General features: G+C 40.1%; 19 protein-coding genes. 15 read left to right on the forward strand and 4 right to left on the reverse strand.

Translation table 11 applies throughout. From position 1 onward, the window contains the following. Positions 1 to 151: 151 nt before the first annotated feature. The 15 genes from PHT93_RS13285 to PHT93_RS13355 all read left to right on the forward strand — a co-directional run bounded on the left by PHT93_RS13285 (position 152) and on the right by PHT93_RS13355 (position 13,300). Positions 152 to 685: a hypothetical protein gene (locus PHT93_RS13285; RefSeq protein ID WP_300243843.1), complete on the forward strand. Its 534-nt coding sequence runs from the start codon at positions 152 to 154 to the stop codon at positions 683 to 685. Positions 686 to 702: 17 nt separating this feature from the next. After that, on the forward strand, positions 703 to 1,059 hold the full coding sequence (locus PHT93_RS13290) for a hypothetical protein (RefSeq protein WP_300243845.1): 357 nt from the start codon (positions 703 to 705) through the stop codon (positions 1,057 to 1,059). A gap of 4 nt (positions 1,060 to 1,063) precedes the next feature. Beyond that, on the forward strand, positions 1,064 to 1,855 hold the full coding sequence (locus tag PHT93_RS13295; RefSeq protein WP_300243847.1) for a 4Fe-4S binding protein: 792 nt from the start codon (positions 1,064 to 1,066) through the stop codon (positions 1,853 to 1,855). A gap of 81 nt (positions 1,856 to 1,936) precedes the next feature. Beyond that, positions 1,937 to 3,223 (forward strand): hypothetical protein, encoded by a 1,287-nt coding sequence (locus PHT93_RS13300; RefSeq protein WP_300243850.1) that lies wholly within the window; start codon positions 1,937 to 1,939, stop codon positions 3,221 to 3,223. Positions 3,224 to 3,322: 99 nt separating this feature from the next. After that, complete coding sequence (locus PHT93_RS13305) at positions 3,323 to 4,141, forward strand: phosphate ABC transporter substrate-binding protein (RefSeq protein ID WP_300243852.1); 819 nt, start codon at positions 3,323 to 3,325, stop codon at positions 4,139 to 4,141. 112 nt (positions 4,142 to 4,253) lie between these two features. After that, entirely contained in the window at positions 4,254 to 4,787 is a 534-nt protein-coding gene (gene hpt, locus PHT93_RS13310; protein WP_300243855.1) for a hypoxanthine phosphoribosyltransferase, read from the forward strand. A 25-nt stretch (positions 4,788 to 4,812) separates the two neighbouring features. Further along, entirely contained in the window at positions 4,813 to 5,382 is a 570-nt protein-coding gene (locus tag PHT93_RS13315; protein ID WP_300243858.1) for an adenylate kinase, read from the forward strand. Positions 5,383 to 5,396: 14 nt separating this feature from the next. Continuing rightward, positions 5,397 to 6,551, forward strand: a complete 1,155-nt coding sequence (obgE, locus tag PHT93_RS13320) for a GTPase ObgE (protein ID WP_300243861.1) — start codon at positions 5,397 to 5,399, stop codon at positions 6,549 to 6,551. Continuing rightward, positions 6,526 to 7,353, forward strand: coding sequence for a peptidoglycan editing factor PgeF (pgeF, locus tag PHT93_RS13325; RefSeq protein WP_363318654.1), 828 nt, complete (start codon positions 6,526 to 6,528; stop codon positions 7,351 to 7,353). Before obgE ends, pgeF begins: the two co-directional genes overlap by 26 nt. Further along, positions 7,347 to 8,015 (forward strand): phenylalanine--tRNA ligase beta subunit-related protein, encoded by a 669-nt coding sequence (locus PHT93_RS13330; protein ID WP_300243885.1) that lies wholly within the window; start codon positions 7,347 to 7,349, stop codon positions 8,013 to 8,015. Before pgeF ends, PHT93_RS13330 begins: the two co-directional genes overlap by 7 nt. 128 nt (positions 8,016 to 8,143) lie before the next feature. Next, the gene (locus tag PHT93_RS13335) at positions 8,144 to 8,344 is read left to right on the forward strand and encodes a winged helix-turn-helix domain-containing protein (RefSeq protein WP_300243863.1); all 201 of its coding nucleotides are present in this window, start codon (positions 8,144 to 8,146) and stop codon (positions 8,342 to 8,344) included. 149 nt (positions 8,345 to 8,493) lie between these two features. After that, positions 8,494 to 8,787, forward strand: a complete 294-nt coding sequence (locus PHT93_RS13340; protein WP_300243866.1) for a hypothetical protein — start codon at positions 8,494 to 8,496, stop codon at positions 8,785 to 8,787. Between the two features lie 5 nt (positions 8,788 to 8,792). Next, positions 8,793 to 9,092: a cell division protein ZapA gene (locus PHT93_RS13345; protein WP_300243868.1), complete on the forward strand. Its 300-nt coding sequence runs from the start codon at positions 8,793 to 8,795 to the stop codon at positions 9,090 to 9,092. Positions 9,093 to 9,199: 107 nt separating this feature from the next. Beyond that, complete coding sequence (rny, locus tag PHT93_RS13350; RefSeq protein ID WP_300243871.1) at positions 9,200 to 10,735, forward strand: ribonuclease Y; 1,536 nt, start codon at positions 9,200 to 9,202, stop codon at positions 10,733 to 10,735. A gap of 141 nt (positions 10,736 to 10,876) precedes the next feature. Next, on the forward strand, positions 10,877 to 13,300 hold the full coding sequence (locus tag PHT93_RS13355) for a glycoside hydrolase family 95 protein (RefSeq protein WP_300243873.1): 2,424 nt from the start codon (positions 10,877 to 10,879) through the stop codon (positions 13,298 to 13,300). A gap of 89 nt (positions 13,301 to 13,389) precedes the next feature. Here PHT93_RS13355 and phoU read toward each other — a convergent pair whose 3' ends face one another. Genes phoU through pstC form a run of 4 tightly spaced genes read right to left on the reverse strand, consistent with a single transcriptional unit; the run spans position 13,390 to position 16,953 of the window. Next, a complete protein-coding gene (phoU, locus tag PHT93_RS13360) occupies positions 13,390 to 14,070 on the reverse strand; it encodes a phosphate signaling complex protein PhoU (protein ID WP_300243875.1) in 681 nt (226 codons plus the stop codon). 22 nt (positions 14,071 to 14,092) lie between these two features. Then, positions 14,093 to 14,845: a phosphate ABC transporter ATP-binding protein PstB gene (gene pstB / locus PHT93_RS13365; protein WP_300243878.1), complete on the reverse strand. Its 753-nt coding sequence runs from the start codon at positions 14,843 to 14,845 to the stop codon at positions 14,093 to 14,095. Between the two features lie 12 nt (positions 14,846 to 14,857). Beyond that, on the reverse strand, positions 14,858 to 15,745 hold the full coding sequence (gene pstA / locus PHT93_RS13370) for a phosphate ABC transporter permease PstA (protein ID WP_300243887.1): 888 nt from the start codon (positions 15,743 to 15,745) through the stop codon (positions 14,858 to 14,860). Between the two features lie 8 nt (positions 15,746 to 15,753). After that, the gene (gene pstC, locus PHT93_RS13375; RefSeq protein WP_300243881.1) at positions 15,754 to 16,953 is read right to left on the reverse strand and encodes a phosphate ABC transporter permease subunit PstC; all 1,200 of its coding nucleotides are present in this window, start codon (positions 16,951 to 16,953) and stop codon (positions 15,754 to 15,756) included. Positions 16,954 to 17,087 lie beyond the last annotated feature (134 nt).

Raw genomic sequence — 17,087 nt, forward strand, 5'->3', positions numbered from 1 at the left:
TTCTAAAACCCTGTAAGCTTGTTCATTAATGCTGAACTTGGGGCTTTAACTCTATTTTGTATTTCTATTTCACAGAAAAACCCCTACCTTTGTCCACAAGATCATTCTATTTTTATAGTTATAATAACCGTTTATTAAAAAGAAATATTGTATGAGAACAATGACTATTTTCAGTAAATTTTTAATGATTTTATGTGCAATTACCTTAGTTTCTTGTGGTGGAGACGACGACAAAGAAGAACTATCACTAAAGAATGCAATTAGCGAATACACTTATGATTTAGGTATTGCCAATGCGGGAGGGGTAGTAACTACACCGGAAGCAACAGTTACCCTCAACGAATTATTGAGTCAATATCAATTCAACCCTCCGATTAAATCCGGGACATTAAATCTTACAAGTGGTACTTCTATCCGTGTAACAGCATTTAAAGAAGATATCGTATTGAAAAATTTCATTTTAACCGTAAATGGAATTAGCCAGAAACTGGGTGATTTAAGTGTTGAAGATACAGAATTATACAATCAAAACAACCAACAGTTTGTAATCAACTTCTTCAACAAAATGATCTCTCAACAGAGATTAACGATGAGCGCCACCTTTACCCCTTCACGCAAAATAACAGACGAAGACGGTCTGAAAATTAATTTTGTACTAAAAGGAGATTATACATATTATAAATAAGCAAAAAGAACAAAGCAATGAAGAAAATTATTTTAACCTTAGTTGCGGCAACAGGAATATTATTTGCCTCAACGTCAATGATTAATGCGCAGGACATAATCCTTTCGGAGAAAACAGTTGCTAAGATAGAGCGCTTGAAGTCTAAGAACGTAAAAGAGCTTGAAAAGATAGAAAAGACTCTGCAAAAAGACATTGAATCTGCTAAGAAAAAAGTCAAAAAAGACATCGAGAAAGCAGAAGAGAAAGCTCGCAAGAACGGAGAGAAAGCGGTAGAAAAGGCAAAGCAGAAAGCTGAAAAATCAAGACAAAAATCGCAGATGAATCTCCAAAAGAATATTGATAAGATAAAAAGAGAAGAGGCTCTGGATCTATAAAATAATGAGGCCATCACAAATCACATTTGCCTATTTCAGTGCGACAAACACAACGCAGCAGATAATAAGAACTATTGTTAAGCAGTTTGATTCTCCGGCTACTGAATACAATATAACGCAAAATACACCTGAAGAGGATGTATTAGTTGAGAATGACAAACTGTTTGTTGTAGGAATGCCTGTCTATGCAGGTCGGATTCCGGCAATCTCATTGAAGGCTCTTAATAGATTCAAAGGCAACAATACGCCTGCAGTTATCGTTTGTGTATATGGCAACCGTGACTACGATGATGCGCTACTTGAATTAAAAGATAGTGTAACAAATAACGGCTTCTGCATTGTTTCTGCAGGAGCCTTTATTGCACAACATTCTATCTTTCCCAAAGTGGGAGAAAACAGACCGGATGAAAAGGATATTTATAAAATGACCGAATTTGGGAAACAAACAGCCCATTTTTTAGAGTCGTTGGTTGACCTTAGCGTATTGAAAGGAATACACGTAAAAGGGAACACTCCCTATAAAACACCGGGGAAAATACCTTTACAACCCAAAGGAGATAAAAAATGTAATGAATGTGGTACTTGCGTAAAACAATGTCCTGCCCACGCAATCCCCGAAAAAACCCCTCGCATAACGGACAAAGAAAAATGTATTTCATGCGGACGCTGCATTGTTGTTTGTCCACAAAAGGCACGTAGCTTCGACGGCTTACTTTACAAAGTCGCAGCTGAGAAATTTATCCGGACAAATTTTAACAGAAAAGAGCCTTGGGTTATATTCAACTCTTTGGTCTGAAACACAAATGAAACATCAGAGTTTTGTGTTCTTCATTTATTTGAATTACATTTGTAATATATGTGTCATTACTTTGTCCGGATGAAAAAGAAGAATATTCCAATATTTCTCATAGCTATGTTATTATCGTTTACCACGAATGCGCAAGAGATCGAACGCATTGACGAACGTATAGATACGTTGTCCAATGAGGTTACGACAGTCAACCAAATAGTAAAACAACTCAGCAAATTCAAAGTATCAGCCTATATACAAGGCCAATTCCAATACGGACAAAAAGATGCGTCGCTAAAAGTAGGCGATAGCAACGAAAATCCCGAAGAAGGCTTTAATCGTATCGGCATACGACGTGGACGCATGAAATTTGCATACAACGACGGAATAGGTACCGGCGCCATACAGATTGACGTAAACGACAAAGGGGTTAGCTTCCGCGATCTTTATATTGGGATCAAGGATCCCTGGACGAAACGCAACCAATTAATGACCGGTATTTTTAACCGGCCTTTCGGTTATGAAGTTTCCTATTCTACATCTACTCTTGAATCTCCTGAACGGGCTACAATAATTCAGTATTTCTTTCCTGACGAAAGAGATTTAGGAGCGATGCTGACCTTACGTACCACTGAAGAATCTCCCCTGTCTTTTTTACGTCTCGACGCCGGGATATTCGCGGGTAACAGTATTAATCGAGAAACGGACAACCGAAAAGATTTTATCGGACGCATTAGTGCTTCAAAGCCTCTTAAGGAAACGATGAAATGGGGATTAGGGTTCTCCTATTATAATGGGAGCGTTTATAACCCGACAAGTACAGCTTATGAAATGGAAGGTCTTACTTTTCGTCCTGTTGACAAAGGCAAAAGCGGCACCTTTATGAAACGAGAATACTTCGGATTAGATGCTCAATTTTCTATCACTACTGATTTAGGGAAAACAGAACTTCGCGCTGAGGGTCTATGGGGAACGCAACCGGGTACTGCAAGTAGTAGTAAAAGTCCCAATTACAGCACTCGTCCGGCAAATACAGAGGCAAACTCGCTTTACGCCCGTCCATTCAGAGGATATTTCTTTTATTTTATTCAGGACATCGGAAACTCTCCTTTTTCAGCCGTATTAAAGTATGACACTTATGATCCGAATACGGATATTCAGAATAACGAAATAGGACAGAAAGAAAGTCTCACTTCAGCAACAGATCTCTCTCAAAGCACTATCGGAATAGGGGCATTATACCGTTTCAGTAAAAATATACGTTTGCAGTGCTATTATGAATTCAACAGCAACGAAACCAGTGAAAACCTTAACAGCTACGAGACAGACAGAAAAGACAATGTCTTTACTGTTAGATTACAATACAAATTCTAAACTCGCCCCAAACTCATTAACAGGATTGTAACACCTGTTTCATGCAGTTGAAACATGTAACTATTTTCTTTGTTACAGAAATTATAATTCTGTATGAAAATGAAAAAAACAATCTTTTTGGTCGTAATGATGTTAGGAATAGCTACGACATCAACGTTTGCTCAACGCATCAAAGGAAGCGATACTTGCCTGCCACTCACGCAAAAAGAAGCCGAAAAGTTTATGGCAAAAAATAAAACTGCTAAAATAACAGTTACCGGAGGAGGTTCAGGAGTAGGTCTCTCTGCATTAAAAGAGGGTACCACAGAAATCGCCATGAGTTCAAGAAAAATGAAGTTCACTGAAAAGATCAAATTTCAGGAGGAGAAGAAGGAGATAAAGGAAGTGGTTATCGGCTATGATGCTTTAGCTGTAGTTGTTCATCCGTCTAACAAGATCAACAATCTTACCCGCGAACAATTAGAAGGAATCTTCACTGGAAAAATAAAGAATTGGAAAGAAGTAGGCGGTGCTGATATGAAAATCGTGGCCTATTCGCGTGAAACGTCTTCGGGAACTTACGAGTTCTTCAAAGAAAGCGTACTTAAGAATAAAAATTACATGAACGGCATTCTAAGTATGCCGGCAACTGGCGCGATCATCCAAAGTGTAAGCCAGACTAAAGGAGCCATCGGCTATGTTGGTTTAGCCTATCTGAACCATGAGGTTAAGGCCTTACATGTTTCTTATGACGGAGGGAAAACAGCGATAGAGCCATCAATCGCAAATGCGATGAATCGTAGCTATCCAATCGTCCGCCCTCTATTTTATTACTACGAAACAAAAAAAGAAACACAAATAAAATCTTTTATCGACTATGTTCTTTCAGCGGAAGGACAGGCGATCGTGAAAGAAGTTGGTTATATTCCGGCAAAATAAGCTCCAAAGACAAAATATCTGAATGTAAAAGGCTCGTATTACGAGCCTTCTTTGTTGCTGCTTCACTGAAAAAAATATAACTTTGCTGCTTTATTATTTTTGACAAAAGCAAATGGATAAAATCCGGTTAAGGGATAAGGAGTTTAAGCTTTTTATTCCTGAAAAAAAGATTCAGGAAGCTATCGCAGATATGGCGGTACGTATTAAACAGGATATGGAAGGCAAGAATCCGCTTTTCGTAGGTGTTTTGAACGGTGCATTTATGTTTGTTGCGGAATTAATGCGTCAATTGAACGGTTCTTATGAACTGACTTTCGCGCGCTACTCTTCTTATCAGGGAACTAACACCACTGGTAAAGTACATGAGGTTATGCCACTGACAGCAGACGTAAAGGGACGTACCGTAGTACTTTTGGAAGATATAGTTGACTCCGGTTATACGATGCAATATGTCATGAATAAATTGAGAAACGAAGGTGCTGCCGATGTGAGATTGGCGACTATGCTACTTAAGCCTGACGCATTAAAATGCGATCTCAGACCAGACTATATCGGATTGGAAATTCCAAATGACTTCATTGTAGGGTACGGACTTGACTACGATGAAATGGGACGCGCCTACCGCGACATCTACACGATTGTTTAGAACAAACAGAATAAACTTTACAAATATGTTGAATATCGTAATTTTCGGTGCTCCCGGATCAGGAAAGGGAACACAGAGTGATTTGATTATTAAAGAATATGGTTTGGATCATATCTCTACGGGTGATGTGTTACGTGCAGAGATTAAAGGTGAAACCGAACTGGGAAAAATAGCCAGTGGCTATATTGAAAAAGGTCAATTGGTTCCGGATGAACTAATTATTGATATCTTAGCGAAAGTATTAGATTCGAAGAAAGACTCTAAGGGTGTTATTTTTGATGGCTTTCCTCGTACGATTCCACAGGCAAAGGCATTAAAGGTTATGCTGAATGAACGCGGAACAGATGTTTCTGTTATGCTGAACCTCCAGGTGGACGAAGATGAATTGATCAACCGTTTATTGGAACGCGGAAAAGTGTCCGGTCGTTCGGACGACAATCTGGAAACAATTAAATCGCGCCTTGAGGTATATCACAATCAGACTGCCCCTTTGGCAGACTATTATATCGGAGAAGGAAAACATGTTGCCATCAAAGGGATGGGAACAATTGAAGAAATCTTCGGACGCATTAAAGAGGCGGTTAAAAACATATAATTAAAACAAATAAAATGGCTGAATCAAACTTTGTAGATTACGTAAAGATCTATTGTCGTTCCGGCAAGGGAGGGCGTGGATCCACGCATTTCCGACGGGAAAAATATATTCCGAAAGGAGGCCCCGATGGCGGTGACGGAGGTAGAGGAGGCCATATTTATTTACGTGGCAACCGAAATTACTGGACATTACTCCATCTGAAATTCGAACGCCACGTAATGGCAACCAACGGAGCTTCGGGTACAGGAAAAAGAAGTTCTGGGAAAGATGGCGAAGATCGCGTAATAGAAGTACCCTGCGGTACGGTTGTCTTCGATGCGGAGACAGGTGAATTTATCTGTGACGTTACGGAAGACGGTCAGGAAGTCATGTTGCTTCAGGGTGGTCGTGGTGGTTTGGGTAACTGGAATTTTAAGACATCGACCAACCAGGCTCCACGTTATGCCCAACCGGGCGAACCGGCTCAGGAGCGTATGGTGATTCTGCAATTAAAATTATTGGCGGATGTCGGTCTTGTCGGATTCCCGAATGCAGGCAAATCCACTTTGCTGTCAGTCGTATCAGCCGCGAAACCGAAAATAGCCAATTATCCTTTCACTACCTTAGAACCAAACTTGGGCATTGTCAGCTATAGAGATAATAGATCTTTTGTTATGGCCGATATACCGGGTATTATCAAAGGAGCAAGTGAAGGCAAGGGCTTAGGCTTGCGTTTTCTTAGACATATCGAGCGTAATTCCCTACTCCTATTCATGATTCCTGCCGATGCAGATGATATAAAAAAGGAGTATGAGATTTTGCACAATGAATTAGTAACGTATAATCCTGAATTGTTAGAAAAACGGCGTGTGCTCGCTATTACCAAGAGCGATATGCTGGATGAAGAATTGGAAGAAGCGTTAACGGCAGAGCTTCCGGATAATATTCCTTATGTATTTATCTCATCAATTACCAATAAAGGACTTACCGAGCTGAAAGATTTGCTTTGGAAAGAATTGAACAAGGAAAACTTCCACGAGGTAGAACGTATCGTTCATAAAAATCTGGATCTATCGACACTCACATTAGATGATGATGATTTTGTTATTCCGATAGATGATGAAGACGATTTTCCGGAGGAAGACTACGAAGAGTACGACTGGGATGATGAAGACGATACAGAAAGATAATCTGCAAATGTTACAATTCGAAAGCTTTGCCAACGATTGTAACATTTCTCATTTTATTACGACACGACAGGGCGGCATAAGCGAAGGGAACTATACATCGTTTAACCTGGGGGCTTATTGTGGAGATAGTCCGGATGCTGTTCGTGAAAACCGAAAGCGGCTATGCTCCGCTCTTGGAGTGCAGTCAACCGATTTATATATCCCCCTTCAGACACACGAAACAGAGATCAGGATAATCGACGAACACTTCCTTACACTAAGCAAAGAAGAAAAACAAAATGCGTTGAAAGGAGTAGATGCCTTGTTGAGTTCCTTGCCTGACATTGCGATAGCAGTAACCACAGCAGACTGTGTTCCTCTTTTAATTTACGACCCCATAAAGCAGGTTATCGGAGCTGTACATGCCGGTTGGCGTGGAACCGTAAACCGCCTCGCAGCCAAAGTTGTAGAAAAGATGGTTCAAGCATATTCCACTACCCCTTCGGATTTACAGATTGGAATTGGCCCCTGTATCGGGCAAGACGCCTTTGAAGTTGGCGAAGAGGTTGTAGATGCTTTTAGGGAAGCCAACTTTCCTTCTTCTATTCATTATTACAATAAGCTATCAGGAAAAGCTCATATTGACCTTATCAAAGCAAACATACACCAATTAACAGAAGTTGGTGTAAACGAACAAAAAATTGAACTATCGGGTATTTGCACTTATACGCAACACAAAACATTTTATTCAGCAAGACGACTCGGCATAAACAGTGGTCGTTTCCTCACTGGTATCCTTTTGAATAAAAAGAACACATTATGAAAATAGAACTATCACATCAGATAACGGAGGTTTGTCCTGATCTACATGTTTTAGCAATTGAAGCAAAAGTACAGAACACAAATTACGATGCGGAACTTTGGGATGAGATCAAAAGCATAGAAGAAGAAATACGTACACAAGGCCAGCTGGATCAGGTCAATAAAATCCCCGCGATTCTTGCCACACGACAAGCCTATAAAAAATTAGGAAAAGACCCGAATCGCTATAGACCTTCAGCAGAATCATTACATCGCAGACTTCATCGCGGACTACCCTTATACCAAATCAACACTTTAGTAGATTTAATCAACCTGATATCCATCAGAACAGGCTATTCTATCGGAGGATTCGATGCGGATAAAATAAATGGAGATCTTACCTTAGGGGTTGGACGTGCCGGTGAAATATATCATGGAATAGGAAGAGGAGAACTAAATATCGAAGGACTACCAGTATATCGCGACAATATCGGGGGAATAGGAACTCCTACAAGTGATGAAGAAAGAACTAAAATAGACTTAACCACCTCAAACCTACTCATGCTGATAAATGCATATTCCGGAAAAAGCGGATTGGAAGAGACAAAAAACCGGACTTTTAGCCAATTGGAAAAATATGTCTCTGCGACAGACATATCCGCAAGAATAATAACTTCGCGTTAGTTTTTTTAGTTGATTTCTATCAAAAAACGATCCAAATCACATATTTATGCTAAAAAACATGTTTTTGTTTTTGTTTTTGTTGAATATTGATTAGTTTTGCGTTGTGATATTAACTCAAACTAAAGAGAATGATTGAATTAATCGGAACAAATGCCGGACTTGTATGGCATGCCCTTGACGAAAAAGGGAAATTAAGCATAAAAGAACTTAAGAAGGCTACAAAGATCAAATCTGAAAAAGACCTATACGCTGCTTTTGGATGGTTATCTAAAGAAGGCAAATTAGGTTTTGAAGAAACTGAAGGAGAAATAAGTGTATATCTTTTATAAAAGTAATCTCCGAAAAAGATAAAAAGCTGTTCAATAAGATGGTTGAACGGCTTTTTTTATGTGATATTCTCTGCTCTTTCCTTTTTATCATTATAGACTATTGCTAATTACAAAGCAAAAGTTTACTTTTGTATAGAATTTGGTGTGATATGACCGAAGATCAAAAAAGTTTGATGGCTGTATTTGAGGTTAGGCTCCAGGACCTGATTTCTTTATGTGAGGAACGAAACCAAAGAATAACGGAGCTTAACAAGGTTCTTGCGGAAAAAGAGGAAGAACTTAAGCTGTCTTTGCAAAAGATTCAGGAGTTGAATGCCAAATACGATAACGTATTAACTGCAAAAATAGTTTCTGCCGATGAAGGAGAAATGAAAAATGCAAAAATGCGATTATCGAAGTTAGTGCGGGAAGTAGATAAGTGCATTGCACTATTAAATGAATAGAGGCGATGGACAATAATAAATTTCTTATACATATAGAAATAGCAGAAAAAAGCTATGGTATCTGGATTAATCGGGAAGAGGAACAGCTTATTCGTGAGGCTGCGAAACAGATTCGAAACAAAATGATTCAATACCGTCAACGATATGCTAAATCCGATGTGGATGTAAAAGATTTGTTAGCCATGGTTGCGTTGCAATTGTCTATACATAATTTGCAGTTGAAAGATAAAAATGATACGGTTCCTTTTGCAGAGAAAATACAGAATTTGACAGAAAAGTTAGAGTCGTATTTGAAGGAACAGTAACTAATCGTTTTTTTAATAAGTTATCCGCACTACTTTATGGGGTTATCTCATGAATGTGGTGCGTTTTTGTTTTGTATTGGAATGTAGAATTTAATAAATAAAGTAATATGGAAATGTATATTATTATATCGATAGTTGCTTTATTACTGGGAGGATTGCTGACTTGGATCGGCATGCGCTTCGTACTCAAGTCAAAATACGAATCCGTATTGAAAGAGGCTGAAAAAGAAGCGGAAGTAATAAAGAAAAACAAGCTATTGGAAGTGAAGGAAAAATTTCTTCACCTGAAGGCAGACCTGGAGAAACAGGTTTCTGCTCGTAACTCGAAGATTCAATCGGTTGAAACCAAATTAAAGCAAAGGGAACTAACGCTTAATCAACGTCAGGATGAGTTACAACGCAAGAACTCGGAAATTGATGTTGTGAAAGAAAATCTGGCAAATCAGTTAGACCTGATTGAAAAAAAGAAACAGGAATTAGACAAACTACACCTGAAGAAAGTGGAACAACTCGAGACTCTTTCGGGACTTTCTGCAGAAGAAGCAAAAGAGCGTTTAGTTGAATCCTTAAAAGACGAGGCGAAATCGGATGCTGCCGCTTATATCAACGAAATTGTTGAAGAAGCTAAGATGACAGCAAATAAAGACGCAAAGAAAATCGTGATCCAATCCATCCAGCGAGTAGCTACGGAAACAGCAATCGAGAACTCAATCACTGTTTTCCATATCGAATCTGACGAAATCAAAGGACGCATCATTGGTCGTGAAGGCCGGAATATCCGTGCATTAGAAGCGGCTACCGGAATAGAAATCGTTGTGGATGATACACCTGAAGCAATTATCCTTTCGGGTTTTGATCCTGTCCGTCGTGAAATAGCCCGTTTGGCATTACATCAATTGGTTCAAGATGGCCGTATTCACCCGGCTCGCATCGAAGAAGTAGTATCGAAGGTAAAGAAACAAATTGAAGAAGAGGTGATAGAGACCGGAAAACGGACGGTGATAGATTTAGGTATTCACGGACTACATCCGGAACTGATCCGTATTGTCGGAAAAATGAAATACCGTTCTTCCTACGGACAAAACCTATTGCAACACTCACGTGAAACGGCAAATCTTTGCGCAGTAATGGCTTCGGAATTAGGCTTAAATCCGAAGAAAGCGAAAAGAGCAGGATTATTGCATGACATAGGTAAAGTTCCTGATGACGAACCGGAATTGCCACACGCAATTTTAGGAATGAAACTTTGCGAAAAGTATAAAGAAAAGCCGGACATCTGTAATGCTGTCGGTTCGCACCACGATGAAGTGGAAATGCAAACACTACTGGCTCCGATTGTACAAGTATGTGACGCTATTTCGGGAGCTCGCCCGGGTGCACGTCGCGAGATCGTTGAGGCTTACATCAAACGTCTGAATGACCTGGAACAGTTAGCACTGTCCTACCCCGGCGTTGTAAAAACATATGCGATACAAGCAGGACGAGAATTGCGTGTTATCGTTGGAGCAGACAAGATTGACGACAAAGACACAGAAAGTCTATCCAATGAAATCGCAAAGAAGATTCAGGACGAGATGACTTATCCGGGACAGGTTAAGATTACTGTTATCCGTGAAACCCGTGCTGTAAGCTACGCGAAATAAACGGAGGAACTTAAACATATTCTACCCCAAACATGTAAAAAATGTTTGGGGTATTTTTTTGTATCCCGCGTATAGGTTTTCGAAGGATTATGAAAAGAATACTATCTTTGTTTGAAAAAGCTTCTTTATACATATCAAGCCATGAAAAAGTTACCTTCGTTAATCTGTTTTTTCTTAGTTTTATTTACCGCCTGTACCAATATAGATCTACAGGAAAAAACGAAATCCTATTTCTTTGACAAACCTGCGACTATATGGGAAGAATCAATTCCTTTAGGGAATGGGCGAATTGGAATGATGCCGGACGGAGGTATTGCTAAGGAACGAATTCTCTTAAACGAAATTTCTCTTTGGTCAGGCAGCAAACAAGAAACGGATAATCCGCAAGCGTCCTGGTACCTTCCGCGTATAAGGCAATTACTTTTCGAAGGGCGCAACGATGAGGCACAGGAATTAATGTACAATACGTTTGTCTGCAAAGGCGAAGGAAGTGCTTTAGGCAATGGTGCAAACGCGCAATATGGAAGTTATCAACTATTGGGTTACCTCAACATAAATTATAATCACCCGGACAATTCGGTTTTACAAGAAACCTACCAGCGCAGATTAAACTTAAACACTGCGATTTCATCCATACAATACAAACAAGGAGGGGTAAATTATACTCGTGAAGCTTTCACGTCTTTTGCTTCTGATTTAGGCGTTGTTTATCTGACGGCAGATGTCAGCAAAATACTGAATTTCACCATCAGCATGGACAGACCTGAACACTATGCTGTTTCTGTTGAAGGCAACGACCTCGTGATGCAAGGACAGTTAAACAATGGAACTGACGGAAACGGGATGAAATATCGATCCCGTGTTCGCGTCATCTTGCCTAAAGGAGGAGATTTATCGGCAATAGACAGCACAGTTTCCATAAAGAATGCCTCTGAAGCAATTCTCTTAGTCAGCATGTGCACAGATTATTACGAATCGGATATAGAAACGAAAACCTTAAGTCTGCTCGATCAGGCAGCACGCAAGAGCTATGCGGAAATGAAAAAAGAACATATCGAGGCCTACCAGCGACTTTACAAACGGGCAGATCTGGACTTAGGATCAAATGTACGTGACGACCTTCCCATAGACCAACGTTTAGCGGCTTTTGCAAAAGAAGGAAATGATCCTGCTCTGGCGGCCTTATATTTTCAATTTGGGCGCTACCTGCTTATTTCTTCTACGCGCGAAAATTCATTACCACCTAATTTACAAGGATTATGGGCAAATACCATCAACACCCCTTGGAATGGAGATTATCACCTGAACATAAATCTGCAGATGAATTTATGGCCGGCTGAAATAACCAATCTATCGGAGTTGCATCGCCCTATGATAGACTGGACATTGAAGCAAATCCCCAGTGGGGAAAGTACCGCCAGATCGTTCTATAATGCGAAGGGATGGGTTACGCATATTCTCGGTAATGTCTGGGAATTTACAGCTCCGGGCGAACATCCTTCCTGGGGGGCAACTAACACTTCTGCCGCTTGGCTATGTCAACATTTGTATCAACACTATCTTTACACAAAAGATAAGACCTATCTTGAGCGCATATATCCGGCTCTCAAGGGAGCCTCTCTTTTCTTTGTTGATATGTTGGTGCAGGACCCACGCAGCAAATATTTAGTAACTGCACCTACGACCTCCCCGGAGAATGCATATCGTATGCCGTCAGGACAGGTCGTTCATGTTTGTGCAGGTTCTACGATGGACAACCAGATCATACGTGAATTGTTTACAAATACAATTGAAGCCGCCTCCATATTAAATATAGATTCAGCCTTTTCATCGGTTCTACACAGCAAGCGATCCCGTCTGATGCCCACAACAATAGCTGCCGACGGACGCATTATGGAATGGCTGGAGCCTTTTGAAGAAACAGAACCTACTCACCGGCATGTTTCCCATCTTTACGGACTATACCCGGGAGATGAAATTACGGTTGAAAACACACCGGATTTGGCTGAAGCTGCAAAAAAGACATTATTGACTCGTGGTGATCAGAGTACCGGCTGGTCTATGGCCTGGAAAATGAATTTCTGGGCAAGACTACACGATGGTGATCACGCGTATAAACTATTATCCGATCTATTGAAGCCCTGTATTACTGAAGGAGAAACGGAAGCTAAAAAAGGAGGAACATTCCCGAACCTATTCTGTGCTCATCCGCCTTTTCAGATTGACGGCAACTTTGGGGGTTGTGCGGGAATAGCTGAAATGTTAATACAGAGTCATACAGGCAGAATAAAATTCTTACCCGCATTACCCAGTGCGTGGCAAGAAGGTAGTTTTTACGGTTTGAAGGTTCGTGATGGTGGAGAAGTTTCTGCAAGATGGTCTGAAGGAAAACTTATAGAAGCGGGGCTTAAAGCGACCGTTCCGGCCAGATTCATAATTGAAATTCCGGAAAACTCACCGGAGCTTAGCATACAAATAAATAAAAAACCGGCGTCTTTACCTGTTGTTGATGGAGTCATTACATTAGAAATGCAGGCAGGAGATAGTCTTCTGCTGAAACTTTAGCTCATTGACTTAAATCAGTGCATAATTCCGTTATATTTTTTCGCTTATTTTTACCTTGATTATCAAAGGGGAATAAAAGTCGTTTTTTATCATGCTTTTGGGTCGGCTTTTCCCATATGTTTCATCACCTTCGCATCTAAATAAAAGATAAGTTCTTCCGCGATATTTGTACAGTGATCTCCGAAACGTTCCATTTTACGGATCACGCCTGACATATAAAGACCTATCAAAGCACTTCCGGGATGAGATTCGATATAGTTCGCTATGATTTTGCTTGAAGCAACATTAATTTCATCCACTAAATTATCTTTCAGGAAAATACGAGAAGCGATTTCTGAATCTTCCTTTTCGAATGCTTCCTGAGCCAATGCCAACATCTCCAACAACTCCTGCAGCATAACCTGCACCCGTGTTTCCTTAATCAGATCCGGATCTACGGGTTCACCATCAGGTAAATTACCGGCAAAACGGGCTATACTTTCTGCAAAATCACCCAAACGTTCTAAGTTTGTGTTAATCTTGTACATGGCCAAAACAAAACGAAGATCTATAGCAACAGGTGCATATAGGGCTATGATGTCCTCACAGTCACTATCAATCTTAAGTTCAAACGCATTAACACGTCTCTCCCGGCTAATAACTTTGTAGGCCAGCTCCTTATCCCCACTAAGCATGGCTTCTCCGGCGTTAAATAGTTGCTGGCGTACGAGAGACCACATTTCACTTACACTATTTTTCAGTGATGCTATTTCCTGATCAATGACTTTCATAGAATTCCTTTATAACAATTAATTATCCAAATCTACCTGTGATATAGTTCTGCGTACTTTCCTTTTCAGGATTAGTAAAGATCTTACGTGTATCACCATATTCTATTAGTTCTCCAAGATAAAAATATCCCGTTTTATCACTCACGCGCGCTGCCTGTTGCATATTGTGCGTCACAATAACGATCGTATATTGTTCTTTCAGTTGATGAATAAGGTCTTCAATTTTCCCGGTTGATATGGGATCAAGCGCAGAAGTCGGTTCATCCATCAACAAGATCGATGGCGAGATGGCCAATGCACGCGCTATACAAAGACGTTGTTGTTGTCCTCCGGAAAGAGCAAAAGCCGATTCTTTTAATTTATCTTTTACTTCATCCCATAAAACCACCTGTTGTAAGGTTTTCACCACAGTTTCTTCAATATATGACTGATCCTTAACACCGTTAACCCGAAGCCCATATGCCACATTCTCAAAGATGGTTTTAGGAAAAGGATTCGGTTTCTGAAAAACCATCCCTACATTCTTTCGAAGACGATCCACATTCTCGCTTTTATCGTAGATATTCCGTTCGTCAATATAGATTTTGCCTTCTAATTTCGTTCCCGGTATCAAATCATTCATCCGGTTAAAAAGGCGAAGAAAGGTGGATTTACCACAACCCGAAGGGCCGATAAACGCCACGGAAGTATTCGGAGATATCTGCATCGAAATATTCTTCAACGCATGAAAATCACCATAATAAAAATCTACATTCTGTGTATCAATTTTATACATATCTGATTGACATTAATTCATTTTCACTTTTTTTGCAAAATATGTCCGCAATGCGTTTGCCAGTAAGTTGACGATTAAAATAATAGCAACCAAGACCAAGGCTGTTCCGTAAGCCATTCCTCGTGAAGCTTCAATGTCTGTTCCACTGGTAGAAATTACATACAGATGGTAAGGAAGAGCCATACATTGATCGAAAATACTTCCCGGAAGTTGCGGAAGAAAATAGGCAGCTACCGTAAACAGGATCGGAGCAGTTTCTCCCGAAACACGTCCCACGGAAAGAATCAATCCTGTAATAATATTCGGGAAAGCCATAGGTAATACAACTCGTCGGATCGTTTGTAGCTTCGTAGCCCCTAACGCCAGACTACCATGTCGGTAACTATCATCCACGCTTTTCATTGCCTCTTCCGTAGTCCGGATAACGAGTGGCAACGAGAGTAACGCCAATGTCAAAGATCCTGCAATAATAGAATCTCCGAATCCCATTGTGTTTACAAACAACGCCATACCAAACAGTCCAAAAACAACGGACGGAACCCCACTTAAATTATTCGTCATAATCCGGATAAAACGGATCAACTTTCCGTTGGTTGCGTATTCATTCATATAAATACCACTCATAATACCAATAGGGAAACTGATCAAACTACTACCTAATACCAGATAAAGAGTACCAACAATAGCAGGATAAATCCCCCCCTCTGTCATACCTTCTTCAGGTGCTTTGGTTAGGAAATCCCAGCTGATCACCCCTATCCCTTTGATAATAATAAAACCAAGTATTGTAAAAAGGATTGCTACGACGCAATAGCTAAGAAAAGTAAAAAAGGCAAACACAGCACGTTGTGTCGTATTTTTTCGAGCGTCAATCTTCAATTCTTCCTGTTCTGAAATCATCATTGTCTTTACATTTTTCTTTTAGCAGAAATATACTCAACGGTAAAACTTAATAACAAGGTTATAACAAACAACACAGCACCTAAAAGGAATAAAGCCTCATAATGAGCACCTCCTGCAGGGGCTTCACCCAATTCTGCTGCAATTGTTGCCGGTATGGTTCTTACCGGTTCAAAAAATGAAGTCGGAATAACGGCTGCATTTCCGGTCACCATCAAGACTGCCATTGTCTCGCCAATGGCTCGTCCGATACCTAATACAATTGCGGAGGTGATTCCCGAAATAGAGTAAGGGATGATTACTTTATAAATCGTTTGCCACTTAGTTGCCCCAAGCGCAAGGCTTGCTTCTTTCATTGCTGAAGGAGTAGTACGCATAGAATCCTCGGCAACAGTAATAATCGTCGGTAAAGCCATGATCGCAAGAACCACGCTTCCCGCAAAAGCCGTTTCACCCACCGGGAGATTCAATCCTTTTTGTATAAGCGGGACGATCACAACAAGTCCAAAAAAACCGAAGACAACCGAAGGAATACCCGCCAGAAGTTCTATTACAGGTTTAAGAAAATCCCTTGTTCGTTTATCCGCAATCTCAGCCAGGTAGATAGCAACTGCTATTCCGAATGGCAAGGAGAGTAAAATCGCTCCAAAACTAACCAGAAGTGTCCCCAATAATAATGGGACCAAACCGAAAATCGGAGCAGGTGTAGAGGTAGGATACCATTTTGTTCCGGCAAAGAAATCACCAAAAGCAATCTTATCATCTGCCAAGACACGTCCTTTAAAGTCTTTGGCAACATATTGCGTGGGAATAAAAGCAATAATACCCGGTTCTTTAGCGACTAATTCACTAATCTTTTCGGGGACATACTGAAACTCGCTTCCTAATTCTTCTTCAGTATAATAGTTCGTCAAGTCAGAAAAACGAAACACCAATATATCCTGATTAATACCGGTTTCTTTTTCGCTTACATCATTCCAGTTTGTAATTTCAGCATCAAAAATATCCATGATTTTTTCAGCAGAAAGGTGCTTTACCGGATTATCTTTATTTACAGCGATGACATAGCCGTCTTCTACTACAGGAGCATCAAACAAACCACCCGCTTCCTTAAAGAGAAATAAAATAATTAAAAGGATAGCTAAACTGGTAATACTACCACTGATCAGGAAACCTCCTTCTATTAGTTTTTCAAAAAATCTTCTCACGTCTTCCAGACTTTAAATTCTGTTACAAATGACGTGTATTTATATTAAGAAGACATTAAACATATTTGACGTAAAGATTACAAATGTATTTCAAAACCGTTTCAGAAGAGCGGTGTAGGGTTTTAACAAGCGTA

Source organism: Massilibacteroides sp. (assembly GCF_028705895.1).
Taxonomy (GTDB): Bacteria; Bacteroidota; Bacteroidia; order Bacteroidales; family Tannerellaceae; genus Massilibacteroides.